This window comes from Pseudomonas sp. S3_E10 (assembly GCF_054667615.1).
The window spans coordinates 5,772,741-5,799,518 of sequence record NZ_CP162743.1 but is presented as its reverse complement, the minus strand read 5'-3'; the positions used below and the strand labels follow the sequence as shown (position 1 = coordinate 5,799,518).

Annotated in this window: 23 protein-coding genes and 1 pseudogene; 13 read left to right on the top strand and 11 right to left on the bottom strand. The window is 59.5% G+C overall.

The features are described from left to right. Window positions 1–262: 262 nt before the first annotated feature. Genes AB4N98_RS26575 through AB4N98_RS26565 form a run of 3 tightly spaced genes read right to left on the bottom strand, consistent with a single transcriptional unit; the run spans window position 263 to window position 5,128 of the window. Window positions 263–2,356, bottom strand: coding sequence for a hypothetical protein (locus tag AB4N98_RS26575; protein ID WP_460149073.1), 2,094 nt, complete (start codon window positions 2,354–2,356; stop codon window positions 263–265). Further along, a complete protein-coding gene (locus tag AB4N98_RS26570) occupies window positions 2,343–3,863 on the bottom strand; it encodes a tyrosine-type recombinase/integrase (RefSeq protein ID WP_460149072.1) in 1,521 nt (506 codons plus the stop codon). The genes AB4N98_RS26575 and AB4N98_RS26570 overlap by 14 nt, the downstream gene beginning before the upstream one ends. 11 nt (window positions 3,864–3,874) lie before the next feature. Further along, window positions 3,875–5,128 carry a tyrosine-type recombinase/integrase gene (locus tag AB4N98_RS26565; protein WP_460149071.1) on the bottom strand — a complete coding sequence of 418 codons (1,254 nt, stop codon included), beginning with the start codon at window positions 5,126–5,128 and terminating at the stop codon, window positions 3,875–3,877. A 161-nt stretch (window positions 5,129–5,289) separates the two neighbouring features. Between AB4N98_RS26565 and AB4N98_RS26560 the strand changes: the two genes are divergently transcribed. Beyond that, complete coding sequence (locus tag AB4N98_RS26560) at window positions 5,290–5,712, top strand: hypothetical protein (RefSeq protein WP_139113510.1); 423 nt, start codon at window positions 5,290–5,292, stop codon at window positions 5,710–5,712. A 188-nt stretch (window positions 5,713–5,900) separates the two neighbouring features. Here AB4N98_RS26560 and deoC read toward each other — a convergent pair whose 3' ends face one another. Further along, entirely contained in the window at window positions 5,901–6,584 is a 684-nt protein-coding gene (deoC, locus tag AB4N98_RS26555; protein ID WP_116078794.1) for a deoxyribose-phosphate aldolase, read from the bottom strand. Window positions 6,585–6,712: 128 nt separating this feature from the next. On the opposite strand from deoC, the gene deoR reads away from it, so the two are divergent. Continuing rightward, complete coding sequence (deoR, locus tag AB4N98_RS26550; RefSeq protein ID WP_065879078.1) at window positions 6,713–7,471, top strand: DNA-binding transcriptional repressor DeoR; 759 nt, start codon at window positions 6,713–6,715, stop codon at window positions 7,469–7,471. Here deoR and AB4N98_RS26545 read toward each other — a convergent pair. The 5 genes and pseudogenes from AB4N98_RS26545 to AB4N98_RS26525 all read right to left on the bottom strand — a co-directional run. Further along, window positions 7,468–8,514 carry an aldose 1-epimerase family protein gene (locus AB4N98_RS26545; protein WP_460149070.1) on the bottom strand — a complete coding sequence of 349 codons (1,047 nt, stop codon included), beginning with the start codon at window positions 8,512–8,514 and terminating at the stop codon, window positions 7,468–7,470. The genes deoR and AB4N98_RS26545 overlap by 4 nt on opposite strands. After that, complete coding sequence (gene fucP, locus AB4N98_RS26540) at window positions 8,511–9,842, bottom strand: L-fucose:H+ symporter permease (RefSeq protein WP_017528022.1); 1,332 nt, start codon at window positions 9,840–9,842, stop codon at window positions 8,511–8,513. Before fucP ends, AB4N98_RS26545 begins: the two co-directional genes overlap by 4 nt. A 28-nt stretch (window positions 9,843–9,870) precedes the next feature. Further along, a complete protein-coding gene (rbsK, locus tag AB4N98_RS26535; RefSeq protein WP_460149069.1) occupies window positions 9,871–10,791 on the bottom strand; it encodes a ribokinase in 921 nt (306 codons plus the stop codon). 147 nt (window positions 10,792–10,938) lie between these two features. Beyond that, on the bottom strand, window positions 10,939–11,643 hold the full coding sequence (locus tag AB4N98_RS26530; protein WP_460063979.1) for a methyl-accepting chemotaxis protein: 705 nt from the start codon (window positions 11,641–11,643) through the stop codon (window positions 10,939–10,941). A gap of 201 nt (window positions 11,644–11,844) precedes the next feature. Then, window positions 11,845–11,925 (bottom strand): annotated as a pseudogene (locus AB4N98_RS26525) (hypothetical protein); the annotation flags it as partial. 785 nt (window positions 11,926–12,710) lie between these two features. Between AB4N98_RS26525 and AB4N98_RS26520 the strand changes: the two are divergent. Next, a complete protein-coding gene (locus AB4N98_RS26520; protein WP_017528025.1) occupies window positions 12,711–13,919 on the top strand; it encodes a multidrug effflux MFS transporter in 1,209 nt (402 codons plus the stop codon). A 5-nt stretch (window positions 13,920–13,924) separates the two neighbouring features. Here AB4N98_RS26520 and AB4N98_RS26515 read toward each other — a convergent pair whose 3' ends face one another. Next, the gene (locus AB4N98_RS26515) at window positions 13,925–14,839 is read right to left on the bottom strand and encodes a site-specific integrase (protein WP_017528026.1); all 915 of its coding nucleotides are present in this window, start codon (window positions 14,837–14,839) and stop codon (window positions 13,925–13,927) included. Window positions 14,840–14,947: 108 nt separating this feature from the next. Continuing rightward, complete coding sequence (locus AB4N98_RS26510) at window positions 14,948–15,760, bottom strand: M949_RS01915 family surface polysaccharide biosynthesis protein (RefSeq protein ID WP_017528027.1); 813 nt, start codon at window positions 15,758–15,760, stop codon at window positions 14,948–14,950. A gap of 413 nt (window positions 15,761–16,173) precedes the next feature. On the opposite strand from AB4N98_RS26510, the gene arnC reads away from it, so the two are divergent. From arnC to AB4N98_RS26460, 10 genes are all read left to right on the top strand, one after another. Further along, window positions 16,174–17,208, top strand: coding sequence for an undecaprenyl-phosphate 4-deoxy-4-formamido-L-arabinose transferase (arnC, locus tag AB4N98_RS26505; RefSeq protein WP_137220104.1), 1,035 nt, complete (start codon window positions 16,174–16,176; stop codon window positions 17,206–17,208). Beyond that, entirely contained in the window at window positions 17,205–19,196 is a 1,992-nt protein-coding gene (arnA, locus tag AB4N98_RS26500) for a bifunctional UDP-4-amino-4-deoxy-L-arabinose formyltransferase/UDP-glucuronic acid oxidase ArnA (RefSeq protein WP_017528029.1), read from the top strand. The genes arnC and arnA overlap by 4 nt, the downstream gene beginning before the upstream one ends. Further along, window positions 19,196–20,080 (top strand): 4-deoxy-4-formamido-L-arabinose-phosphoundecaprenol deformylase, encoded by an 885-nt coding sequence (gene arnD, locus AB4N98_RS26495; protein WP_017528030.1) that lies wholly within the window; start codon window positions 19,196–19,198, stop codon window positions 20,078–20,080. Before arnA ends, arnD begins: the two co-directional genes overlap by 1 nt. Then, window positions 20,077–21,732, top strand: coding sequence for a lipid IV(A) 4-amino-4-deoxy-L-arabinosyltransferase (gene arnT / locus AB4N98_RS26490; protein WP_065879073.1), 1,656 nt, complete (start codon window positions 20,077–20,079; stop codon window positions 21,730–21,732). The genes arnD and arnT overlap by 4 nt, the downstream gene beginning before the upstream one ends. Further along, the gene (arnE, locus tag AB4N98_RS26485; RefSeq protein WP_017528032.1) at window positions 21,729–22,076 is read left to right on the top strand and encodes a 4-amino-4-deoxy-L-arabinose-phosphoundecaprenol flippase subunit ArnE; all 348 of its coding nucleotides are present in this window, start codon (window positions 21,729–21,731) and stop codon (window positions 22,074–22,076) included. Before arnT ends, arnE begins: the two co-directional genes overlap by 4 nt. Further along, window positions 22,073–22,474 carry a 4-amino-4-deoxy-L-arabinose-phosphoundecaprenol flippase subunit ArnF gene (gene arnF, locus AB4N98_RS26480; RefSeq protein ID WP_065879072.1) on the top strand — a complete coding sequence of 134 codons (402 nt, stop codon included), beginning with the start codon at window positions 22,073–22,075 and terminating at the stop codon, window positions 22,472–22,474. Before arnE ends, arnF begins: the two co-directional genes overlap by 4 nt. Beyond that, entirely contained in the window at window positions 22,471–23,850 is a 1,380-nt protein-coding gene (locus AB4N98_RS26475; protein ID WP_460149067.1) for a UDP-glucose dehydrogenase family protein, read from the top strand. The genes arnF and AB4N98_RS26475 overlap by 4 nt, the downstream gene beginning before the upstream one ends. Window positions 23,851–23,853: 3 nt before the next feature. Next, entirely contained in the window at window positions 23,854–25,476 is a 1,623-nt protein-coding gene (locus tag AB4N98_RS26470) for an ArnT family glycosyltransferase (RefSeq protein ID WP_137220105.1), read from the top strand. Between the two features lie 190 nt (window positions 25,477–25,666). After that, a complete protein-coding gene (locus AB4N98_RS26465; RefSeq protein ID WP_017528036.1) occupies window positions 25,667–25,876 on the top strand; it encodes a type VI secretion system contractile sheath small subunit in 210 nt (69 codons plus the stop codon). Between the two features lie 163 nt (window positions 25,877–26,039). Further along, complete coding sequence (locus AB4N98_RS26460) at window positions 26,040–26,750, top strand: HPP family protein (RefSeq protein WP_017528037.1); 711 nt, start codon at window positions 26,040–26,042, stop codon at window positions 26,748–26,750. Window positions 26,751–26,778: the final 28 nt, after the last annotated feature.

Below are 26,778 nucleotides of genomic sequence, written 5' to 3'. Positions count from 1 at the left end.
CGTTCCTCGAGGCTTCTTCGGCGGCGGGCCCCGTCTGGATCTTTTCCACTCTCCTTGAGCTGTGCGATACGGGCAGACTCGATTCGTCTCCCACGGTCACCTACTAAGGTCGCTCGGCTCGTCAGGCCTAATCGACGCTGCACTTCGGGGCGTGAAATAGGCGCGAGCTCCAATCCTAAGCTAATCATTTGTGCGAGGAGGGCGTCGATCGCCTCGTCCAAGGTGCCGCCCCTCAAGATCTGTCGTTGCGCCATGGTCGCCTCTAATCATCCGAAACCGAACTGTGCCGCTTATCCGTGTCCGCAACGGTCATTGGATGCCCATTGGGAAACACGCGTTGCACACCTACATTGGTATCGCGCGCGAGCACGGATTTTAGATTGTTGAGCTTGCCTTCCTGGTCCGCCAGCCATACATCGCTGCCTGCCTCTCCAGCGCCGGCATCGCGCATGATGGTGATTGCCATCGTCAGATTCTCGGCTTGTTTCTCAAGGTTGGCCCGCTCCGATGGAGTGCCCATCAGATGGAGATGCGAGCAGCCATTCCAGCACTGAAGATGCTTAGGGCAGGGCGCTTGGGAGAAATCGTGAACGCAGCCCCCGAAGGGTGTCACATGCAGCGCGGTGGCGTGTACGGTGAGGAATGCTTCTGCAGTGGTCGAGCCTTTATCTGCCAGCAACGTATGGTAACTGTCGGTCAAAGCGCCCTGAATGCGTTTATCTCTGATGCCTGTATGTAGAAAGTCGATGCGTTCGTTATGGCTATTGAACGCCAAAAATTCGTGATGCGCAGCAGTGTTTTCCTCAATGCTCGTATGCTGGTAGTAGACATTTTGGTCAAGGCGTTTTCGCCCTAAGGCCAATGCTTGCTGAACATCACTCATGCCGGTCAGATGGTAGATAGTGTTTCGCCAATGTCGAGGTTGGTGACTGGTTAACCGAATCGGATTTCCATCGGGCTCAACGAATGACCGGCGGGAGAAGATTGATGGATATGCTGGGTCAGCACCAAGCGCCCGATTGATATCCTCCAAAGTAACTCGGCGCGGAACTGCGCGAAAAACATTCGCCTCACGGCCGCCGCAGCGAAATTGGCCGTCGAAGGCAATGGCCAATGTTTCGCTAGTCCTAAGTATCACTTTTTGCCCAAGGCTTTCAGCTTCTGCTAGTGCCACATGATTCCTGAGTTTTGGCACAATGAGTGATTCAATCTCTCCGGCGGAATAACAGCAATATTCTTCATCACCTTCATCCGACCAACCCACGGGATGCACTCCGTTGCGATTCAAGTAAAGTCCCAGGTTTCTGAAGTTGAGAAAGCCTAACCACTTCATCACTTCATTTTCTGGCAAAATTGTATTTGGCAAGTGCTCCCAAATACGACCTGGATTTTTTTCTTGCCACAGCGCTATCTGGCGTTGGTCGATAGTTAAGGCTTTTAAGCGTTCAACAGCGCGCCTCGCCAATGGAATGTCAGTTTCAGCGAGCCAATGAACACGGGATTGAAATTGCTTTTCCGCAAAGTACCTAATTCCGCATTCGACCAGAGGTTTACCGTTGGCATCTACAACGGCTTCTCCTGTGCTCCCTTTGATCGGCCTCTCGACCCAACAATCATAAGGGATGACTGCTACTTCGTTACCTCGTTGTCCAGTCGCAATCAATAAATCAATCACACGCAGCAAAATTTCTTCGCCGTCGCTGAGCGGGTTATTCGAACATAGGGCATATGCTTCCATCGCCTCACGAGAGGGCAATCTAAGATCTGATTTACGCTGTTTTACCGTACGATCAGGATCGTGCAATGAGATGTACTCGTTGCGGCTACTTTCTGGTTTTACATCATGTACAAAGTGGATTGCGGTCTCGGTTAATTGCAGTTTATCGATCGTATCCGCTATCACCTGAAGATGAGAGATCGCGTCGTAAAGGTTCTTGTAGCCACTTTCGCGAAGAAATCCTACGACGCGGTCAAAATCCCCCCGCGTCAACTGTGTAGGGTCGGATACGCGTCGTTCAAACAACGGATTATAAAGCCGGCGTATTGCAATATTGTAGGCCGCGACCATCGAAAACTTCAGGCTCCGGGTGCGTTGCAGATATACGATTAATGCCTTGCAAAAATCCTGGAAATCCAAGGGGAGGGCATCTTTAGGAGGAACAGAATAGCCATTCTTTTCAAGCGATTGTCGGTGAGTTTCAAAGGTTATGGACTGTTGCTTCACGCGTTGAGGCAACCAGCGCTCGACCGACCATAGCGTTGACCCCCACGACGTTGTAATTGGCAATGAATGAAAAAACGCTTGTTCCTGGTTAATGAAGCTTTTGAGACTCTGCCTTGCCTTAAAGGGCGTCATCTGCCGCATCCTCCGTGTGCTGCCGGCAGCGCTCGATCGTAGCGCTTACCGCCAGGATGGTCATCTGATGCTGGGCGAGGGGCCGGTTGTGAGTGAGGTCACCGACTTGTTCTGCCATATCAATGAACCGTTGCGCTTCCCGTTGCAACGCCTCTTTCACCTGCTCATGGCGACCGTCAGCAAAGGGGTGAAATTTCTTGCAGGTGTAGCAGGCGAAGACGGGATTGTAGGGGCAGTGCGTGTGAACCGGCAGTGCACAGGCACCAATGTCTCCTATGTACTGCGTATCGACGACGCCGCGTATGGCCCTTTCCGGCACAGTATCGCGGCGTTGGACGATTTCGCCAGTTAATAAGCTGCGCATGATGCGTTGATAGGCCGGGCTCTTTCCCAGTGCTTTCGCTTTGATCCGGGCAATATTGGGGGTTGCCGTTACGTAGGCACGCGCAGCAACAGTGCTATTGTGGCCGAGCAATTCGGCAATCATGTCTGCTGGCGTTCCTTGGTCCGCCAGGCCTTGGCCGAGGTGATGACGCAGCAGCATGGTTACCTGGTTTGGTTTATCTATTCCTGCTTCACGGAGCTCCTGTTTAAGGCCCGCAATTATTTCGGACACCGAGAGGCGCCTTCCTTTGAGGTTTACAAATAATGGTTTACAGCCCCTGCCAAAGCGTTGTTGAACTATAGAAATATGCTCTGAAATTTTTTCACCCAGTCTCGTGGTTAGTTTACGAGGTCGTCGTTCAGGTCTGCGTTGACTGACCTTTTTGGCCATGGGTAGCCAGAGGGTGTAGTACTTCTCATAATCAGCGCTTTCAATGAACTCAAAATCTTCAATGTCGAGCGAGTGGAGTTGGATCGAGCGAGGGCCCAGCTCGAAACATAAGTTAAGCATTATGTTTAGCTGGAATTCATTCCAGCTTTGCACTTGAATATCCCGCTCAATTCGCTTAAGTAATCGAACCTCTTCATCAAGGTCTAATCCGGACTGAGACAAAAATATACGCTCATAAGGATCAAGTCGACTGGTCTTGATTTCTTTAAGAGCTAGATATGTTGCATTGTCAAAGCCCAGTATTCCTCGATTGAGGGCCCAGCGATAAAACGTTCTGAAGAAAATAGTGCTCTCACGAAATTTCGTCCAAGTACTTATGGTCGTAACCACCTCTTGTCGCGTCCAAGGAAATTTGGCTGAAATGTCGCTCTCAGCTAATCGCTCGAACACTCCGGACGCTTTGAATGCAGTTACTGGAGCATACTTTTCCAAGGCATAGGCTACGAACGCTTTGGCGATCTGTATGAGATGGGGATTCAGATGTAGGGCGTCCCAGTCAATTTTCATAGCTTTTCCGCCGTCGTACCATACCCAGACATTCAATCGGGTATCGACGTAGCGGGGCTGGTCATCAGTGCGAGTTCGAATAGCAACCTGAGCCGGCCCCTCGAACACATAGTCCGGAAAAGAGGAGGGGGGTAACGCGTGTTCTTGATCGGCTGATTTGGTCATGGCGAACCTCCCTAACTGTCAAGCCGGCTCCAGGCTGCCGAGGCACGCTGGGCATTGTGGAGATTGGCCGACTCGGCTAGATAACGACTTGCATAACGGCGAGGCATCGTCGACGTATCAGACCAGCCGCAGACTCGTCGGAGTTCGTCCGTGGCCCGCTCGAGGTCATGCCCACGCCTCTCGACCAGGTAAGCCAAAAAGCGGTCGGCAAAGGTGTGGCGAAAGTCATGGGCGGAAAGTGTAGGCAACAACCCCGGATGAGCCAGTTCAATGGTCAGAAACAGCCGATCAATGACGTTTGACAACGCGCGGATCGACAGCGGACGGCCTCGATCCGAGATGAACAAATAGCGGTACAGCAATTTCATTGGTTTGCCGTTACGCAGGGGGCGTCGCTCTCCTTGGATATAATGCTCGTAAACCTCATACAACTGCGCGGAAATACCTACTGTCCGTCCGTGTGTTTTCAGCGCTGGCTCTTCAGTTCGTGGGTCGCCGGGATCATGTTCGCGATCATTGATACTGACATAGGCATGCTGAGATCCCTGATTGATATCCGTGGTGTAGAGCTTCAGAAGCTCTCCGCGACGGATACCCGTCTCCAGCAGTAATTCAATCATTAGCCAATTGCGCAACTGCAGTCGCTCCAGAAACGGATTCTCCGCAGCGCCCGGGCGAATCAGTGTGCGAATGATCTGGAGTTGTGCATCTGTCAGGCTGCGGTAACGAGCGTGGTCGGGACGAACATTGATGATATGGCTCTCAAAGCGTCGTTCAATGACGTCGGCGACATCTGCCAATACCACCTCGATGTTAGCCTGGGTGGTTGAGTTTTGACGAGCACGCGGGATGTATCGGGTGACACACCAGGACAGGTAGTGCTTTAACAGCCGCAGGTACTGGTCACGGGTGCGCGGATCGATCTGAAGAAAAGGTACGGTTTCGGCTCTGCCGATTCGGGCAACCAGGTTGACGGCTTGACGGCCGCTTTGGAGCCAGATGGCGTAACCGTCGAGTAAAGCCAGAATCGACTCAAAGTGGCAGGCCAAGATGGCGTCATCAATATTGATGTCACGGCTTTTGGCATAAGTGTAGAAAGCCTGGATCGCGCGCAGGTGCGCCGCAGCCGTGTTGTAAGCGCGGTGCCTGAGTTTGAGTTGGACGTAGATGAACGGAATGAGTATGGGCAACGGAGCTGCATGACCAGCTTGCACGAGCAGCGGCACACGCTGACCTGAAGAGAAACGGCACTGAATCAGCTTCATCGGCAGCCACCTCATACAAGGACTCGCCATGAACACGGAGGACATGGCCCGTTGAGAGATTGGACGTCAGAAGCGGGTTTGTCGAATCAGTACCTTATGAGCCTCATGAACATTTTTAACATGGCATATGTTTTAACATAATATACATTATGCGTAATACCATGTTACGCAATCAGCGGCAGTGCCCACCAGATTTCAACGCACCAAACCCCTGTCAACGCCAACCCTGGGCAAAGCCACCAGCCACGAACATTTCGCTGCTGGTTTTGACCCGGCGGCAACTGCGTGATCCTGTCTTCAAGGTCTGTGTGTTTCTGGTCGGTGCCGGCACCAACCTCTGTGTCGAGATCGGCCAGATGAACATCCGTCGATCAGCATACCGGCACCTTTCCAATCCAGCGCCCAACGCTTGGCCAATGACGCAGCACGGCCCTTGTGGCGCTATACGTATTGAGATTGATCCGATGGGCTGGAATTCGCCAAGGCCCGCACCGGCAAACAGCCGTGTGTTCGGCGGCATAACCGATAAAGTGCGGATCCAACCCCTTGAGCAGCCGGAACGCGATGATGCGCATCGATCTTGAAGAAATTCCCCAAAGGCCGACGGGCTATCCCTCGTGAGCGCCGAAAGGCCATGCGTATGGAGAGACGGCCTGGCGCATCAGCACTGTCCTCGCCCATGCTTGATACCTAAACATGAATCTAACTCAACTAAATGAGTATTTAGTTGAGTTATATTAATACAGGGCTGTGCTTGCCAGCAAAATCGCCGTCAGTAACCGCTCGCCGCGGTCATGGCGCCGCCCACGATTGCGATCCCTGAGCTGCTGCCCAGGCGTGTCGCCCCAGCTTCAATCATCTTCACTGCCGTCGGATAATCGCGTACGCCGCCGGAGGCCTTCACTCCAACCCCAGTGCCTACGGTTTTGCGCATCAGGGCCACGTCTTCGACCGTAGCGCCGCTGCGGCTGAAGCCGGTGGATGTCTTGACGAAGGCCACGCCCAGTTCCCGGCAGATTTCACACGCCTGGACCTTCTGCCTGTCGTCAAGCAGGCAGGTTTCCAGAATGACCTTCAACGGTACGGCGCCACAGGCCTGTTGGACCAAGGCGATGTCATCGCGCACGGCGTCCAGCAAGCCGTCTTTCAACCATCCGATGTTGAGCACCATATCGATCTCCCCTGCCCCGGCGGCAATGGCGCGTTGGGCTTCGAAGGCCTTGGTGTCACTCAGGCCGGCGCCCAGTGGAAAGCCCACCACGGCGCAAATCACCACGGTTTTGTCGGCCAGGCAGGTCGCGGCATAAGGCACTTGCCCCGAGTTCAGACACACCGAATAAAAACCGTGTGCCTGGGCTTCTTCGCATAAGGTGCGGATATGTTCCCGGGAAGCGTCCGGCGCCAGCAAGGTGTGATCGATATATTTGGCCAATGCGGTGGGTGGAAGACTGTTCATTTAACGGGTCCTTGCCTGTATGTTGCCAATGATGATGCGGCGCTTGTCACAATACTCACGCCAGTGCGTTACAATACTAACAATTAATGTTACTTAATTAACACTAACAATCAAGCCCTGGAATACCCGTGGACAGTAGAAAAGCCGAGCGACTGAAGCTTATCCAACAAGCCCTTAAGGACCAGAACGCCATTCACCTGAGGGAAATGGCCGCCCTGCTGGACGTTTCCGAGATGACCCTGCGCCGTGATCTCAGCCATTTCAGCGATCACCTGCGGTTGTTGGGTGGCTACATCACCCGCGTCGGTAATGACGTCGGCGATTACCGGGTGGCCGAACAAGACACGCGCCACGTAGAAGAAAAGCGCCGTATCGGCAAACTCGCCGCGCAGTTGATCCAGGCCGGTGACACGGTATTTTTCGACTGCGGTACGACCTCGCCTTTTGTGGTCGATTTCATCCCTGATGCACTGGAGTTCACCGCGGTGTGCAGTTCGTTGAACGTGCTGCTCAAGCTGCAGAACAAGCCCAATTGCCACATTGTGTTGTGCGGCGGCACCTTTCACCGCAAGAACCAGGTCTTTGAAAGCAGCGCCGAAAGCAGCATCCTCGACAGCGTGCGCCTGACCTGGGCTTTCGTGACCGCCGCCGGCGTCAGCCAGGCGTTCGGCGTAACGTGCTTTAACTTCAATGAAGTCGAGGTCAAGCAAAAGGTCATGCGCCAGGCCCAGCAACGCGTGTTGCTCGCCGATTTCAGCAAGTTCGACACGGTGCGCACCGCTCACTTCGCCACCCTTGAAGACTTTCAATACGTGGTCAGCGACAAGAAAATCCCCCGAACGTATCAGGACGCTATTCGGGCCGGCGGTGCGCAATTGCTGGTTTAACCCAACAATCGTTGGCGCTCCTGCGCATTCAAATAACCGGTGGTGACACTGAACGATGCGCAGGCCCCGGCGGCCAGCTGACGCACGTGACCTTTGGTTTTCTCGGCGTTATAACCCTCGGGCTCGCAGGTGGACGGCAGCACGAACGCTGCCACTTGTTGATCCGGTGTGTGCAGGATCCAGCGTGCGGCGTGCTCGAATTGCCCGGGACGGTAGCGGGTGTAGAACGCCGTACCGTCGGGATGGTCCAGCAGAAAGTGTGCCTGGCCCAGGGTGTCCGTACCCACGCCGTCGAAGAAGAACACGATCTCGGGATCGTACAGCGATGGCTGTTCGAGGCAGCCCAGTTGAGTGGGACACTCAGCCAATTGCGCCATATAGGCACTCCAGGCCGGCGTCGGCTTGACGTGGTCCGGCACACTGGTGCGCAGGCGCTGGCGCTGCACGCCCAATGGCTCGACGAAACGCGCGCCGTCCACATAGGCATAGTTCATATGGGCCATGTACATCAGGTCCATGGGCTTGCCGGCCAGGTTTGTCACCTGCATGTCGATATCGAACACGGCCGAATCGGCGTGCAGTGTCACGCTGGGGCACGCCCGGTAGCGATCGCCGAAGCCCTTGGCGTACTCATACGAACCGCCCAGGCGCACAAAGCCCTCGCCCACCTCCAGCCAGGCCGAGTCGAGGGGCGCGCAGGGCATTTCGCCGTGCAAGGCATGGGTGTCATCGGCGGCCGGGCAACCGTTGCGCAACAGGCCACTGTGAAACATGAAGCAGCCGTAGGTGTCGATAATCGTCGGGCTGGGCCGGGGCTGCTCGAACAGGTTGCTCATGGTCAGGTCGCAACCGTCGAACACGGCCGACCAGATCATCTGCCCCTGGTAAGGCAATACCACCAATCGCCCACGACTGTTCTCCAGGCTCAGGGCCAACACGCCGGACGGATAGACCCAGGCACTGACCTTGAAGGCCGGCGATTGCAGGAGGATTTTCTCCTGCTCGCCGAACACCGTTGGGTACAACGGGATACGTGTATTCATGAGGCCACCGCTCCGGTCGCACCCACCGGCAAAGTGCCGGGTTGACGCATGCACTTGAGCGCATACATCACGATCACGATAAAGCACAGCAACGGCACGCTATAGGCCAGCTGCATGTTGCCGCCGCTGGCGTCGGACAACAGCCCCTGGAAGATCGGGATCACCCCGCCGCCGACGATGCTCATCACCAGCAGTGAACCGCCGACGCCGGTGTCTTCGCCCAGGCCATCAATGGTCAGGCCGTAGATGGTTGGCCAGCAAGGCCCCAGGAAAATACTCACGCCGACCGCCGCGTACACCGCCGAAATGTTCGGCACCAGAATGGTATAGGCCAGCAGCACGATGCACAGCACGCCGTAGATCGCCAGCACCTTGGCCGGATGCAGACGGCGCATCAACAGGTTGGCGATCAACTTGCCGACAAAGTAGGCGGCAAAGGTGGTCAACAGGAACCATGAAGCGCTGCGCTCATTCATACCGCCCATTTGCATGGCCAGGCGAATGGTGAAACTCCATACGCCCACCTGCGCGCCCACATACAGAAACTGCGCCAAGACGCCAAAGGTGAAGCGCGGGTTGCGCCACAGCCGGCCCAGGCTTTGACGCAAGCTGCCAGGCTTGCTGCCGGCGGGCGTGTTGCCTTTGCACGCAGGGAACCGGGTCATGGCGACCAGGATAAATATCAGCACCAGCACCGCAATCATCCACTGGTAAGGCAACAGCGTGGACTGGATCATTTGCAACTGCTGCACCGCCGCCTCGGAGGCGCTCATCTGCGTCAGTTGCTCTGTGGTGGCGTCGGTGTCCTTGAACATCACGAAGCTGCCCACGTACACCCCGGCCATGGCGCCGAACGGGTGAAAGGTCTGCGAAATATTCAATCGCCGCGTCCCGGTTTCCCGAGGGCCCATCAGCGTCGAGTAGGTGTTGCAGGCCGTCTCCAGAAACGACAGGCCGGCGGCAATCACAAACAGCGCCAGCAGGAACATGCCGTATTTGGCGGTGGAGGCTGCCGGAAAAAACAGCAGGCAGCCGAACATATACAACAGCAGGCCGATCAGGATGGTGCTTTTGTAGCTGAAACGACGAACCACCATCGCCGCCGGAATCGCCACGAAAAAGTAGCCCAGGTAAAACGCCGACTGCACAAAGGCGGTCTGGAAATCGCTGAGCAAAAACGCTTTTTTGAAGTGGGCGATCAGCACATCGTTCATGCTCGCCGCCGCGGCCCACAGCGCAAAAATGCTGCACAGCAGGATAAAGGCGAACCAAGGTGTGCGGTTCAGGTAGAAACCATCGGGTGTCTGTTGCAGCGCAGGTTTGTTCATTATTGTTCTCCGGGCTGGGTTGAGAGTGTTACGGCTGTTGCTGAAAGCGCTTGAACGTTTCGCGGTCGGGGTAGGACGTCTGTGTACCCAGGCCCATGACCGAGCAGGCGGAATAGGCCACCGCCTGTTCCATGGCCTGACGAATATGGCCGTCGCGGTTCCAGTGGTGAATGAAGCAACCGATAAACGCATCCCCGGCGCCAGTGGTGTCACGGGCCTCGACCCGCACCCCCGGTACCTGGAACTCGCCCTCCTCCCCCACGTACAACGCGCCGTGTTCGCCGAGGGTGACGATCACGTGGCGAATGCCACCGGCCAACAGGCTGCGGGCGGCGGCATGCGCCGATTCCGGCGAGTCGACCACGTGCCCGCTGAGCAATGCCAGTTCCGACTCGTTGGGGATCAGGAAGTCCAGGTGCGCCAAGTGTTCAGCGCTGAGCCCGGACAGGGCCGGCGCGGGGTTGAGCAGGACGGGAATGGCGTGCCGGTGCGCGAATTCGATGGCGTAGTACACGGTTTCCACCGCGATCTCCAACTGCAGCACGATCAGCCCGCACTGCCGCAGGTCCTCGGCCGCCGCCTCGATATCCGCCGGCGACAAATGCGCATTGGCACCCTTGACGATCAAAATGCTGTTATGGGAGTCGGCCCGCACAAAAATCGGCGCCACCCCGCTGGAAACGCCCGGCACTCGCTGTACATAACGAGTGTCGATACCAAAGCGCTGGAAATTGGCCACCGTGTTGTCGGCAAACATGTCGTCGCCGACCTTGCTCAGCATCAGCACATCGGCCCCAAGCTTGGCTGCCGCCACCGCCTGGTTGGCCCCTTTGCCGCCGCACCCGAGGGCAAAACCCGGCGCTTCCAGGGTTTCGCCCCGGGCCGGCATGCGGTCGATGTAGGTAATCAAGTCCACCATGTTGCTGCCGATGACTGCGATCTTGCTCATTGCGATTCCACCTTGTTACGGCACGACCAGGCAGGTCGTGTCGCTCTTGTTTTGTTATTTAAATAACATTAGGTGTGAATATTCAATCTTTATTTTGCACGAGCAAAAAAAACCGGCCCACAGGGGCCGGCTGAAAATGTGCCTTCGTTACAAGCTGAACCGATCTACCGACTGGGACAATTTGCCGGCCAGGCCGGCCAGCTCATCGGTGGTCGAAGCCGTTTCACCGATAACGCGGCTGTTGTTCTCCGACATGCCGGCGATCATTTCCACCTGATGGGAGATTTCGTTGCTGGCCAGGCTCTGTTCCCCAATGGTGCGTGAAATATCGTTGACCAGCTCGGTGGTATTCAGGGTGGCCTGCAGAATCTCGCGAATCGCCCGCTCGACCTCAGCGGTCACGGCCATGCCTTTGTCGACCTGGGAAACCCCCTCCTCCATGCTAGTTACCGCCTCGCGGGTGTTTTGCTGGATACGCGCGACCATGCTCGCGATTTCCTGGGTCGAGGCACTGGTGCGTCCCGCCAGGCTGCGCACTTCGTCGGCCACCACGGCAAACCCACGGCCCTGTTCGCCCGCGCGCGCGGCTTCAATCGCAGCGTTCAGGGCCAGCAGGTTGGTCTGGTCAGCGATGCCTTTAATCACTTGGATAATGCTGTAGATCGCCTCGGACTCTTTATCCAGCGTGCGGATGACCTGGGCCGATTGCTGGGCCGAACGGGCGATGCCGTCCATGTCCTTGACCACCTGGTGAATCACGCGCCCGCCATCCTTGGCCAGGGCTTCAGCCTGGTTGGCCATATCCAGGGCGCGCCCGGCATGCCGGGTGATTTCTTCAATACTGGCGGTCATTTCACTCGCCGCCGCCGCCATGGTGCTGGCGGCGCTGCTTTGTTGCTGGCTGCTGCCGGCCACTTCATGGCAGCCCTGGCTCAATCGCTCGCTCATGCCGTTGACACCCTGGGCGTTGCTGCGCACCACCTCGATCATGCCGCGCAGGTCGCGCTGCATGGTGGCGAGGCTGCGAATCAACGAGCTGGCCTCGTCCTTGCGACGCGGTTCGACAATCGGCTCGCTCAAATTACCCCGAGCGATGCTGGCGGCAATGCGGCTGGCGGTTTGCAGCGGGCCCATGATGCTGAGGATGACCCAACGGCCCTGGGCCAGCAGCAGCAACAGGCTGGCAATCAATACCGCGCCGAGGGTGAAATTGGCGTTGCTCAGGGATTGGTGCGTGCCCTCGCTGGTTTTCAGGGTATGGCTTTCGATCAGTTCGCTCAGGGCGGCCATCTGATCTTCCAACTGGCTGAAGGCGGTATTGAAGGCGTCCAGCTCCCCGCGCGCGGCCTCGGGGTTAACCAGGGCCAGCGCGACGATGCGTTCGCCGGCGCTGATGTAGGTATCCAGGCTGGGTTTGATTTTCTCCAGGCTGGTCTTGATCGTGTCTACCACCGGCAGCTTGAGATTCTCCCCCAGTACCTGGCGAAAATTGTCGGCATGCTCCTTCAGCGAGCTATTGACCTCCTCCTTGGTGCTGGTGCTCTTCCCCAAGCCCACCAACATGGCCGACAACACATCGGCGCGCAGGGCGTCATGCATCATGTCGGCTTCCATGTGGTTACGCAGCACGGTCATGCCGACCTCGTTGTCCTGCACGGCGTTGCCCATCCGGGTATTGCCCAAGTAGCCGGTCAGGCTCATGACCAGGGCCGTCAGCAACCCGGTCGCAATCAACAACATCAAGCGTAATTTGATCGTCATGCTGGTATCCCCGTACTTGGACTGCCGGCTGGCAACCCAACCGCTCGTGCATTGCTACTGGTGTTATCGGCACCAGTTGCCTGTTAGTGAAGCCTAAGTTTGCGGATTTGCGCGTTTCCCTTAAGCTGACCGGCCTCTGCACTGCCCGGAACCGCCTCATGTCACGAAGTATCGCCCACCTGGCCCTGCTGCTGGGGTTGATCACCGCCGTCGGCCCGTTCGCTATCGACAGCTACCTGCCCGCCTTGCCCACCCTGGGCGCGAGCCTGAATGCCTCGCCGGCGGCGGTGCAAATGAGCCTGACGGTGTTCTTCATGATCATCGGCGTGTGCCAACTGTTTTACGGGCCGATCAGCGATGTATTCGGGCGCAAGCCACCGATTTATGCCGGGCTGGTGATCTTTGCCGTGGGCAGTGTCGGCTGCGCCCTGGCCCCGAGCATTGAAGTGCTGATCGGTTTTCGCGCGGTGCAGGCATTCGGCGCCTGTGCCGGTATGGTCGTGCCCAGGGCCATAGTGCGTGACCTGTACACCGGCCATGAAGCCGCGCGGCTGATGGCCTTGCTGATGCTGGTGATGAGTGTTTCGCCGATCCTCGCACCACTGGCCGGCAGCGTGGTGATCGCCCTGTGGAGCTGGCGCGAAGTGTTTGCGGTGTTGGCGGTGGTAGCCGTGGCATGCCTGGTGATGACGATCCTGCAACTGCCCGAAACGCACCCGGCCGAACGCCGCTTGGGTAAGACCCTGGGCAACGCGTTCAGCAGCTATGGGGCACTGCTGCGCGATCCGGTGTTTATCGGGCTGTCGGTCGTCTGCGGGTTTGGCCTGGCGACGTTCTTTGTGTTCATCGGCAGCGCGCCCTTCGTGTACATCGAGCATTTCGGCCTCACGCCGACGCAATTCAGCCTGTGTTTCGCACTCAATGCCGCATCATTTTTTGCCATGAGCCAACTGACGGCACGCTTGAGCGCGCGTTTTGGCCTGGCGCCGGTGATTCGCTGGTCGGTGACGGCGGTGGCGGTGGTCATGGTCCTGTTGGCGATGACCACGCTTTGGATCGATAGCCTGGCGTTGATGATGACCCTGCTGTTTACGGGCTTCGGGTTCCTGGGCCTGCTGTTGCCGGCCGCCGGTGTGTTATCCCTTGAAGAGCATGGCGCAGTGGCCGGCTCCGCCTCGGCCCTGCTGGGCGCCATCCAGATGATTACCGCTGCGCTGTGCATGACCCTGGTGGGCGTGTTCGCCAACCACACGCCTGCGCCCATGTTGATCGGCATTGCGTTGTGCGCTGTCGCCGCGATGCTCACGGTGATGTGGACCCTGCGCCGTTTGCCGGCGCATTTGGCAAGCGCACCGCCCTCGCCCTGACCTCGTCACAGATCAAACCGGTCCACTGCCCGCCGCCGCTCATTGTCGTCACGTACGTCATAGCTGGCGGTGGTCTGGATATTGCTGTGATGCGCCAGTTTTTGCGCAATCGACAGGTCATGCTCCTCGATCACGCGCGTAATGAACGAGCGGCGAAAGTCATGGGGCATGATCTTCACCCCCACCTGCGCTCCGCGTTGGCGGGCAATGTAATAGATCGCGTGCTTGGTGATGCGCTCACGGGTGATATGACTGCCCCGGCGGATACGATTAAACAGGAAGTGATCGTCCTGCTCGCCCTCCTTGAGCTGCTCGCGCCGAAACGCCAGCCACGCCTGCAACTTGGCAAACGCCCAGTCCGGCGCGTATTTGACCAACTCTTTATTGCCCTTGCCGATCACCCGCAAGCTGCGCTCGTCGAAGTTGATCTGCGCCAGGTCGAGGTTGACCGACTCGGACTTGCGCATACCCGAGCCGTACAAAATCCCAATCACCGCCGCGTCGCGCAGGCCCTGCGGGCGTGGGTCGGCGGCGCAGGCTTGCATCATTTCGCGAATCAGCGTGCGCCGCAGGTTGCGGCCCTGGCCCAGGCGAGTGCCGGGCGCGGCCTTGACCGTGCGCATCTTCAACAGGTGTTCCTGGCTGATCAGGCTCATGCGCCAGGCTTCATTCATCACGCCGCGTACGGCGTTCACGTACAGCGACGAGGTGTTGGGCGCGTAACCGTCCTCACGCAGGGCTGCCACCAGCGCGATGACATGTTCGGGTTGCAACAAGTGCCAGTCGATGTCTTCAAGGTTGATGTCCTCGAAGCCCAGGCGGTCGGCGGCATCTTGCAACACGTAACGCATGGTCAGTTGGCTGGAGGGTGCCAGACGGGTCAGGTAGAGGGTCAGAGGGTTGCGAATGGACTCAGTCAAAATAGATCAGCCTTTGGATTAAATACCTTGAACAAACCTTTGTTTAACCTAGGTATTTATGGAATTGGCGAGGGCCGAGTCTAGCGCAGGAGCCGCCCTCGTACCAAATCACGGGGCCGTATCGTCTTCTTCGGTGGGTTGCGACGGCTGGGCCTGGGCCTGGCTCCATTCAGCGTCTTGCTTTTGCATCAGGGCGAACCAGTGCTGGCGCATGAACGCCAGGTACGCCTCGGGCGCCTTGGCAAAATCCTTCTCATCGCCATAGCAACCCGGCAACGGCAACTCAGTGCCCTGCTCCTTGTATTGGCTGACCAAGGCCTGCTGCCCGGCCACGCTGCAATCCGTGGGCAGCGGCATGCCGCGCAGCGCGCCGGCCTCTTCGTCCCACCAGGCGGCGCCATAGCGGTCGACGCCACGCAGGCGATACTTCTGCGACTTGCCCACGTGCATGATCAATTTGAACTCATTGGGGCTGACATCGCTGGTGCAGGTGCGCGAATAGCCCACGGTGGCCTGGGTGATGCCGTCGCCGGTGAGGTCGGTGACCTTGGTTGCGCCCCGATCAAAGCGCAGCGCTGCGTCGAACTCGCAACGCTGCACGTCGTCATAGAGCATCCACACGCGTTTGGGGCGGCTGCCGTCGATCAGGTACTGGGCGGCGTACACGAACGCCGACTGGGTGCCATCGTCTTCGCGTTCGCTGACTTGCTCGGCGAGCACCAGCAGGTTCTTGCCCTGGCGGTCGTCCCAGGTATAGGCCGCGACCTGCTTGCCACGCACTTCCACACCGTCCGGCACCTGGTCGATGCTGGTCAGCGCCACGCCGTCATCGGCCCGCACGCTGGTGACACACGCCACGCCCACCAACAACCCCATCAACACTGGCCGCAACCGGCCGCGTAAAAGCTGCACGCTATTCATCCCATTACCCTGGCAAGAGAGCGCTTACTTTACCGGCACTTGGGCGCCATTGCAGAGAAGATTCTTGAATAAAGTTCAGCGGCCAAGCCTGCTCGCCCAGCCTGAACCAAACCGCTCAAAAAGCGTTCTGATTCGCCCACCCACAAACGGCGGCAACGCCTTGGTTCACTAGCTGAACCCTAGCTGTCTGCCTGTCAAATAAACGAGTTTTTCATCTGCCTTTCATATCGGTTCCACATTTTTACGCTTAATCTTTGTTGCAGCACTTCATGGCAATCCGCGTTTTAGTGACTAACCTATTGATTCTGCTTCGCCTTTAATGCCGCCTTGTTTATCTGCGGGCTGCCTGCTCAGCCAATGAATGCTGCTGTTTTCAACGCGCCAAGTTGCTCTAACCCCGAGGTCCTGAATCTTTGAAACCCTACCCTATTCATTGTGTGTCGATCGTTATTCCGGTCTACAACGAACAAGACAGCCTGCCTGAACTGCTGCGTCGCACCACAGCCGCCTGCAAGCAGTTGGCCTACGAATACGAAATTATCCTGGTGGATGACGGTAGCCGCGACAACTCCGCGCAGATGCTCGAAGACGCCGCCTGCGAGGATGGCAGTAATGTGGTTGCGGTGATCCTCAACCGCAACTACGGCCAGCACGCGGCGATCATGGCCGGTTTTGAACAGTGCCGGGGCGACGTGGTGATCACCCTCGACGCCGACCTGCAGAACCCGCCGGAAGAAATCCCGCGCTTGGTGGAACAAGCTGCCCTGGGTTACGACGTGGTTGCCACCGTGCGCAACAACCGCCAGGACTCGGCCTTTCGCCGCTGGCCGTCGCGCCTGATCAACCTGGCCGTGCAACGCTCCACCGGCGTGGCCATGAGCGACTACGGCTGCATGCTGCGCGCATACCGCCGCACCATCGTCGACGCGATGCTCGCCTGCCGCGAGCGCAGCACCTTCATCCCGATCCTCGCCAACGGCTTTGCCCGCCACACCACTGAAATCCTGGTGCACCACGCCGAGCGTGAACACGGCGAGTCCAAATACAGCGCCATGCGCCTGATCAGCCTGATGTTCGACCTGCTCACCTGCATGACCACCACGCCGCTGCGCCTGCTGTCCATCGTCGGCTTCAGCCTGGCGGCCGTGGGCGTTCTGTTTGCATTTGCGCTGATCGTGCTGCGCCTGGCCTTTGGTGCCCAATGGGCGGGCGATGGCATGTTCGTGCTGTTCGCGGTGCTGTTCGTCTTTACGGGTGGCCAGTTCATCGGCATGGGCCTTTTGGGCGAATACCTGGGCCGCATGTACAGCGATGTCCGCGCCCGCCCACGCTTCTTTATTGAAAAGGTGCTGCGCAACACCCCGGCGGCACCGGCTCCAGTCGTCGTGGTTGACGGCCTGGCGACTTCCCATACCTCTACTTCTCCTTCCGATCAGGTTTCGTCATGAATTCAAACGCTGTTGTCTTCGCTTACCACGATATTGGCTGTGCAGGCATTGAAGCCCTGCTGGCGGCCGGCTACGACATTGCTGCCGTATTCACCCATGCCGATGACCCCAAGGAAAACACCTTCTACGGTTCCGTCGCCCAGCTCTGCGCGCGCAACGGCATCCCCGTGCATGCCCCGGAAGACGCCAACCACCCGCTGTGGATCGAGCGCATCGCCAAGCTGAACCCGGATTACATCTTCTCGTTCTACTACCGCAACCTGCTGAGCGAGCCGCTGCTGGCCACCGCCCGCCAAGGTGCGTTCAACCTGCACGGCTCGTTGCTGCCCAAATACCGTGGCCGCGCGCCGGCCAACTGGGTGTTGGTCAATGGCGAAACCGAAACCGGCGTGACCTTGCACCGCATGGTCAAGCGTGCCGATGCCGGCGCGATCCTTGCCCAGCACAAAGTCAGCATCGAACGCAGCGATACCGGCCTGACCCTGCACGCCAAGCTGCGTGATGCCGCCACCAGCCTGCTGCGTGATGCCTTGCCGCAACTGGCCCAGGGCAAGTTGAGCGAGACCGCCCAGGACGAAAGCCTGGCAACGTACTTCGGCCGCCGCACCGCCGCCGACGGCAAGCTGGACTGGAAAAAACCGGCTGAAGAACTGTTCAACCTGGTTCGTGCCGTGACCCAACCGTATCCGGGGGCCTTCTGCGCCGTTGGTGAGCACAAACTGATCGTGTGGCAGGCCGAGGTGGTCAAGGGCAACGAAGGCTTGGCGCCGGGCCGGGTGATCAGCGTCAACCCGCTGCGAATTGCCTGCGGTGAAGACTCCCTGGTGGTCAAGTTCGGCCAGCGCAACGATAACGGCCTGTACCTGGCCGGCCCTTCGCTTGCCAATGAGCTGGGCCTGGTCGACGGCTCCGTACTGCGCGGTGCCGAATCCGGGCGCAAGCCACGCCGCACCCGCGTACTGATCCTGGGCGTGAACGGCTTTATCGGTAACCACCTGTCCGAGCGCTTGCTGCGTGACGACCGTTACGAAGTCTACGGCCTGGATATCGGCTCCGACGCCATCGAGCGCCTGCGCAGCCATCCCAATTTCCATTACGTGGAAGGCGACATCAGCATCCACACCGAGTGGATCGAGTACCACATCAAGAAGTGCGACGTGGTGCTGCCGCTGGTGGCCATCGCCACGCCGATCGAATACACCCGCAACCCGCTGCGCGTATTCGAACTGGACTTCGAAGAAAACCTCAAGCTGGTGCGTTACTGCGTCAAATACAACAAGCGCGTGATCTTCCCGTCGACGTCTGAAGTGTATGGCATGTGCCAGGACCAGTATTTCGACGAAGACACCTCCAACCTGGTGGTCGGCCCGGTCAATAAACAACGCTGGATCTACTCGGTCTCCAAGCAACTGCTGGACCGCGTGATCTGGGCCTACGGCGCCAAGGGCCTGAATTTCACGCTGTTCCGTCCGTTCAACTGGATGGGCCCGCGCCTGGACCGCCTGGATTCCGCCCGTATCGGCAGCTCCCGTGCGATCACCCAACTGATCCTCAACCTGGTGGAAGGTACGCCGATTCGCCTGTTCGACGGTGGCGAGCAGAAACGCTGCTTTACCGACATCGCCGACGGTATCGAAGCCCTGGCGCGCATCATCGATAACGACAACGATGCCTGCAACGGCCAGATCATCAACATCGGCAACCCGGAAAACGAAGCCAGTATCCGCCAGTTGGGCGAAGAACTGCTGCGCCAGTTCGAAGCGCACCCGCTGCGCGGCAATTTCCCGCCGTTCGCCGGGTTCCGCGATGTGGAGAGCAAGGCGTTCTACGGCACCGGTTACCAGGACGTGGCGCACCGCAAGCCAAGCATCGAAAACGCCAAGCGCCTGCTGAACTGGGAGCCGACCGTGGCGATGAGCGAAACCATCGGCAACACGCTGGACTTCTTCCTGCGCGAAGCCATGCTCGAAATCGCGGATAAGCACTGATGAAGGCAGGCTTGCGCATCGACGTCGACACCTACCGAGGCACCCGTGAAGGTGTGCCACGGCTGCTCGACACCCTCGATGAAGCGGGGGTGAAAGCGACGTTCTTCTTCAGTGTCGGGCCGGACAACATGGGGCGCCACTTGTGGCGCCTGATCCGCCCGCAGTTCCTGTGGAAGATGCTGCGCTCCAACGCCGCCGGCCTGTACGGCTGGGACATCCTGCTGGCCGGCACCGCCTGGCCGGGCAAGCCGATTGGCCGCGATCTGGGGCATTTGATGCGCCAGGCCAAGGCCGCCGGGCACGAAGTCGGCCTGCACGCCTGGGACCACCACGGCTGGCAGGCCAACACCGGGCGTTGGAGCGATGCGCAATTGCTCGAGCAGATCCGCCGTGGCGTCGACACCTTGAGCGACATCCTCGGCGAACGCGTCGACTGTTCAGCGGCCGCCGGTTGGCGTGCCGATGAGCGCGTGGTGCAAGCCAAGCAAGGTTTCAACTTTCGCTACAACAGTGATTGCCGGGGCACCAGCCTGTTTCGACCGACCCTGGCCGACGGCAGCGCGGGCACCCCACAAATTCCGGTGGACCTGCCGACCTTCGACGAAGTCGTCGGGCCGGTGGTGGCCGCCAAGGATTTCAACCGCTTCATTCTTGACCGGTTCACCGAGTCGAAGCTCAACGTCTACACGATCCACGCAGAAGTAGAAGGGATTCTGATGGCCCACGATTTTCGCCAGTTGCTCGCCCAGGCCGGGCAGCGCGGCATCCACTTCCAACCGCTGGGCGACCTGCTGCCGGCGGACCTCTCCACCCTGCCCCGGCAACAGCTGGTACGCGGCGCCTTGAGCGGCCGCGAGGGCTGGCTCGGCGTGCAACAGGCATGATCCGACGTTGGGCGCTGCCCCTGCTCCTGCTGGCGTTCGGCGCATTCTATTTGCTGCCGCTGGCCACCCATGGCTTGTGGATTCCGGATGAAACCCGCTACGCGCAGATCAGCCAGGAAATGCTGCTGACCGGCAAGTGGGCGTCGCCGCACTTCATGGGCATTCGCTACTTCGAAAAACCGGCGGGCGGCTATTGGATGATCGCGCTGGGCCAGGCGATCTTCGGCCAGAACCTGTTTGGCGTGCGTTTCGCCTCGGCATTGAGTACCGGCTTGAGCATCCTGCTGGTGGCGCTGGTGTCGCGTCGGCTATGGAACGACCCGCAGAAAACCCTGATCAGTACCGTGCTGTACATGAGTTTTGTCAGCGTCGCGGCGCTGGGCGGGTATGCCAACCTTGATCCGCAGTTCACCTTCTGGGTCAACCTGACCGGCGTGGCCTTGTGGTTCTGTTTTGACAGCACCCGCCGCAATGGCCGTTTGGGCGCCTGGGCATTGCTCGGTTTTGCCTGTGGCATGGGCTTTATGACCAAGGGCTTCCTGGCGTGGCTACTGCCGGTGCTGATCGCCCTGCCCTATGCCATCTGGCAAAAACGCTTTCGCGAACTCCTGGCGTATGGCGTGGTGGCCGTGGTGGTGGCAATCGTCGTCAGCCTGCCGTGGGCATTGGCGGTGCATCTGCAGGAACCGGACTACTGGAACTTCTTCTTCTGGCACGAACACATCCAGCGCTTTGCCGGTGACGATGCCCAGCATGCCGAGCCGTTCTGGTACTACCTGCCGCTGCTGGTCGCGTTTTGCCTGCCGTGGGTGGCGCTGCTGCCATCAACGCTCAAGCAGGCGTGGCTGGACAAACGCAGCGCCGGCAGCGGTTTTGTGTTGCTGTGGCTGCTGATGCCGCTGGCGTTCTTCAGCCTGGCCAAGGGCAAGTTGCCTTCCTACATCATGCCGTGCCTGCTGCCCCTGGCCTTGCTGATGGGCAATACCCTGGCCGCCAAACTGGCCGCCGGCCGTGGCCGCGTATTGCGCATCAATGGCTGGCTCAACCTGGTGATCGGCGTCGTGGGGTTGCTGGCGCTGACCTGGTTTCAACTGAAAAAACCGGTGTATGAGCACGGCCAGGAAACCCTCAGCCTGGTGCTGGTGTTCGCCTTCCTGTTCGCCTGGATCATCGTCAACCTGCTGCAGGCTGCACGGCCTTTGCATCTGTGGGCCGCGCCGGTACTCGGCAGTTGGCTGATGGTTGCGCTGCTGCCGGCCGCGCTGCCGCACTCGGTGGTCTACAACAAGACCCCGGATCAATTCATCATCGACCACCTGCAGGAACTGCAACCGGCCAGCGCGTTGCTCAGCAATGACCTCGGCGCGGCGTCGGCCCTGTCCTGGCGCCTGCAACGCCCGGACGTGACCCTCTACAACACGATTGGCGAAGTGAAATACGGCCTCGCCTACCCGGATGCCGGCCATCACCAGGTCGACACAAGCCATGTCCGGCAATGGATGAGCGACGCGCGCAAAAAAGGGGCTGTCGGCGTGGTGATGCGGGTCAAGGGCGACGATGAGGTCGCCGAACTGAACCTGCTGCCTCAGGACGGCAAACGTTATGAGCAAGGCAATATTGTGATTCTGATCTTCGCGCAGGTTGCACCGTGACGACCTTGCTGCTGTTGCTCGCCGCATGCCTGCTGACCTGCATGGGCCAGGTGGCGCAAAAATTCGCCGTGGAAGGTTGGCGCACCCAGCCCGACGGCTGGGCGCTGAAACTGCGCTCGCCGTGGCTGTGGGCCGCGTTGATCTGCCTGGGCCTGGGCTTGCTGGTGTGGCTGCTGGTGCTACAGCGCCTGGAAGTGGGCATCGCCTACCCCATGCTCAGCCTAAATTTTGTATTGGTCACGCTGGTGGCACGGTTTGTCTTCCATGAACCCATCGACCGCCGCCACTGGCTGGGCGTGTTGCTGGTGATTGCCGGTGTCGTGCTGCTGGGGCGCCAGGTATGAGCCGGGTTCAAGGCTTTGCCCTGGCGCTGGGTAGCGTCGGCCTGGTGAGCGTTGCCCAACTGGGCATGCGCTGGAGCATGACGCGTCTACCGCTGCCCCACGAATGGCTGACGGCCCGGATCGACCTCGACGCCCTTGGCGTGGTGATGCTGGCGATCTGCGCCTACGCCCTGTCGATGCTCTGCTGGCTCGGCGCGCTCAAGCACCTGCCGTTGGGGCGTGCCTACTCGCTGCTGAGCATCAGCTATGCGCTGGTGTACCTGCTGGCCGCCAGCCTGCCGGTGTTCAACGAACATTTTTCGCTTTCCAAAACCCTGGGGGTGGCGCTTGTCATCCTCGGTGTGCTGATCATCAACTCTCGTCGTGCTAGTGCCACAAGTCCCAGGAATGCCCCATGAAAATCAGTGTATTTGGTAGTGGTTACGTCGGCCTGGTGCAGGCCACCGTATTGGCCGAAGTCGGTCACGATGTCATCTGCATGGACGTCGATCAGAACAAGGTCAAGCTGTTGCAGCAAGGCCATGTGAGCATCTTCGAGCCGGGGTTGGCCGCCATGGTCAAGGAGAACCTGGAAAGCGGGCGCCTGCGCTTTACCTTTGATGAAAAACTCGCGGTCGAACACGGCGAAGTGCTGTTCATCGCGGTGGGCACGCCTTCGGATGAAGACGGCTCGGCCGACTTGAAATACGTACTGTCGGTGGGCGACGCGGTGGCTCGCCACCGTATGGAACCGGTGATCCTGGTAGAAAAATCCACCGTGCCCGTGGGCACCGGCGACACCCTGCGTGCGTATATCGAAAAAGCCCTGCACGTGGCCGGTCGGCACTTGGACTTCGATATCGTCTCCAACCCGGAATTCCTCAAGGAAGGCTCGGCGGTGGCCGACTGCCGGCGTCCGGACCGCATCATCATCGGCTGCGAGCGCGAAGAAGTGCGCGACGTGATGCGCGATCTGTACGCACCGTTCAACCGCAACCATGACCGCATCATCTTCATGGACCTGCGCAGCGCCGAGCTGACCAAGTACGCCGCCAACTGCATGCTGGCCACCAAGATCAGCTTTATCAACCAGATCGCCGAGCTGGCCGAGCACCTGGGCGCCGACATCGAAGCCGTGCGCCTGGGCATCGGCGCCGACTCGCGCATCGGCTACCACTTTATCTACCCCGGTTGCGGCTACGGCGGCTCGTGTTTCCCCAAGGACATGCGCGCCTTGATCCACAGCGCCAAGCAGGCCAACTGCTCCAGCGATCTGTTGGAAGCCGTGGAAGCCATCAACCAACGCCAGAAGAGCAAGTTGTTCGAGCGCGTCAACGCGTTCTTCAAAGGTAACCTGCGTGGCAAGACCTTTGCCCTGTGGGGCCTGGCGTTCAAACCGAACACCGACGACATGCGCGACGCCCCCAGCCGTGTGCTGATGGAAGCGCTGTGGGCCGCCGGTGCCGATGTGCGTGCATTCGACCCGGAAGCCATGCAGGAAACCCAGCGTATCTACGGCGACAAAGCGCGCCTGATGCTGATGGGCACGCCGGAATCGACCTTGAACGGTGCCGATGCATTGATCGTCTGCACCGAATGGCAACAGTTCAAGGCCCCGGACTTCGACCTGATCCACCAGCGCCTGAAAACCCCGGTGATCTTCGATGGCCGCAACCTGTACGACGGCGAGCGCCTGTCGCGCAAGGGCTTCCAGTATTTCCCGATCGGCCGTGGCGACTCGTGCCAATTGCCGATTCCGCAGCAACAGTGGGTGCCGCAGGTCGTGGAAGCCTGATACGTGAACAACGTCCAAACGCCCCTGCTCACTGCAACGATCCGCCGCCAATCCCTCGGGTTGGGATTGCTGGCGTTGTTGCTGTTTATCGCAGGCAGCTGGCACCAGGCGATTATCGGCTTCGACTCACGCTTCGTGCTCTTTGCCCAAGAAATGCTGCGCCATGGCCCGGGATTTTTCCCGACCACCTACGGCCAGCCGTACGCCGATTACCTGGCCACTTCAACGCTGCTGACCTGGCTGCTGTCGCTGCCCCTGGGCCAGGTCACCAGCCTTACGGCCTGGTTGCCGACGGCCATTGCCTCGGCGCTGATCGTGGTCCTGGTGTATCGCCTTACGGCGCCCTACTCCCGGCGCTGGGGGCTGCTGAGCATCGCGCTGATGCTGTTGAGCAGTACCTTTATCAGCGAAACCCGCGCCGTGTCCCTGGACCAAATGCTCGCGGCCATTACCTTGACGGTGTTCTACCTGGGTTACGCCCATGATCACTTCGGCGCGGGTAAGCGGCTGCATTGGCTGTACCTGCTATTGATCCTGGGGTTTGCGGTTCGCGGGCCGATTGGCCTTGTCGTGCCGACCGGCGTGCTGTGCAGCTATTACCTGATCAACCGGCAGTGGCGCCAGTTGTTCAGTTTTGGTCTGTTGGCCCTGGCGTTGCTAGTCGCTTGCGTCGGCCTGTTGTTGCTGATGGCCAAGCTCAGCGGTGGCGAAAGCTTCATGCAAGACGTGATTCGCATGCAGTTCCTGGGGCGCATGGATGGCAGCGAAGGTTCAAGCAGCGCGCTGTATTACTTCACCAGTTCAATGGGCAACTACGCGCTGGCCTATCCATTGGCGCTGCTGGTGTTGCTGGCCGTGGCGCTGGGTGGACGGCACTCGCCGCAGCCCGCAGAGAAACTGCTGTTGTACTGCGCGGCCGCCGGTGTGCTGGTGATGCTGGGCCTGTCGATTCCCCAGGCGAAAAAGGCGCGGTATGTGCTGGCGATGTTGCCGATGGCGGCGATCATTGCCGCGTACCCGTTCCAAGTGGCGCAGGGCCGCATGTTTGCCTGGCTGCGCGGGCTGATGCTGACCCTCTGGGCCCTGTTGCCGGCCTTGCTGATCAGCGCGCTGCTGTTTGCGCGGTCACGCTACCCCGAACAGTTGAGCCATCTGACGTGGGTGTTTGGCCTGCTTGGCCTGTTGCAGGCCCTTTCACTGCTGGCGTTGTTCAAGCCGCGCTTGCGGCCAGTGGGCCCGGCATTCGCGGCGGTGCTGGCGGTGTGGGCCACCTATATTCTGGTGGTCGAGCCGCTGGAGCGCGTGCTCTACGACACCCGCACGTTTACCCTGCGCGTGCATGAACAAGTGATGCAGCAGCGGGCGCCGGTGGTATTGCATGGCCTGGGCAAAGACGCCAAGGCCATCAAATACATGGTCAACCTCGACTGCGACCAGGTGCCGTTGTTCACCCAGCAGGCTTCCGACCTCACGCCCCTGCAAGGCCCCGCTTGGCTGGTGATGAGCCAGGCGGATTTCGAGGCGCTGAAAGACCCGCGTTTTGCCTCGATCAAACCGACCCTGATGGGGGAATTCGATAAAAACCCCTATGTGCTGCTGCACTTGGCCAAAAGCTCGCAACCTTGAACCTGGGGCGCAGAAGACTCCTACATAGCTATGCGTAACGGCCGATGTCATTTCACTGTTCGGCGCGCGGATCCCAACTGTAAACTCCATGGCCACGTGCGGTAAGCCTTTACCGCCACGGGCCATGGATAACAACAAGGACGCTATAGGCCGCCGCCCAACGGGGCCTACTTCGTGAGAGGACGACGCCGTGCCGAATGATGTTTCGCTGGATCCCCCGGTTTCCCTGGCCCGCGATGAGGTCCATATCGGCTATCTGCCGATTGCGCCGCTGGATCGGCTGATGACGTTGCGCAACGCCCTGGTCGCGCTCAAAGGGCCGCTCGCCGGCGAGCCGGGGATGCAGGAAACGCTACGGCGCCATGTATTCCGCGAAGAGACCGATACCGACCTCGTTTGAGCTCACTATTTTTGTATTTAACCTGCATTAATATGCATTGGCGCAGCCTTACCAGCCACGGCACACTGCGCAGGTTCCTCCCCCAAATGCAGGAACTTTCAAGAGGCTTTTCCGGGCAACCAGACAAGCCTTTTTTTTGCCCGTCGTTTATGGATCCTTTTCAATGCGTGCTCGCTGGTTCCCCGCTGCTATCAACACCCGTCCCACCGAATGGAGCCGTGCCGCGATCGGCATGGCCCTGGGCACTTTGTTCAGTGTCTGGCTCTGCGCCCAGGTTTTCGGCATGCCGGTGGCTCTGCACCTGCTGGGCCCGCTGGGCGCCTCTGCGGTATTGCTGTTTGCCGTGTCATCCGGTGCGCTGGCGCAACCCTGGTCGATCATCGGCAGTTACCTGTGCGCAGGCGTCGTGGCGCTGCTGGTGGCACGCGTGCTCGGGCGCACATTGGGCGGTGCCTGCCTGGCGGCCGGCATGGCCGTGATACTGATGTGTTGGCTGCGGTGCCTGCACCCGCCAGCCGGTGGCCTGGCCATGACCCTGGTACTGGCCGACCCGGCCTCCGCCGCCCTCGGCTGGCATGAATTGGGCGCAGTGTTGCTGGGGGCTGGCGCCCTGCTCGCCTGTGCCTTGGCCTATAACAACGCCACGCGCACTCGCTACCCCAAGGGGGCCGTTGAGCCCGCGACGCCGATGTTGAGTCACCACGAGGCCGCTCGGGACCCGGCGGTGACCGCCGCCGACCTGAAGCTGGCATTGGCCGAAATGGAGCAGTTCTACGACGTGGCGCCCACGGAACTCGAGCAACTGATTCACGCCGCCGAGACGCACGCGCGCCGACGCAGCATCGGCGAAGTCCTGGCAAGCCGCGTGCCCTGACGCCGCGCTGCGTCCTGCATAAATGCAA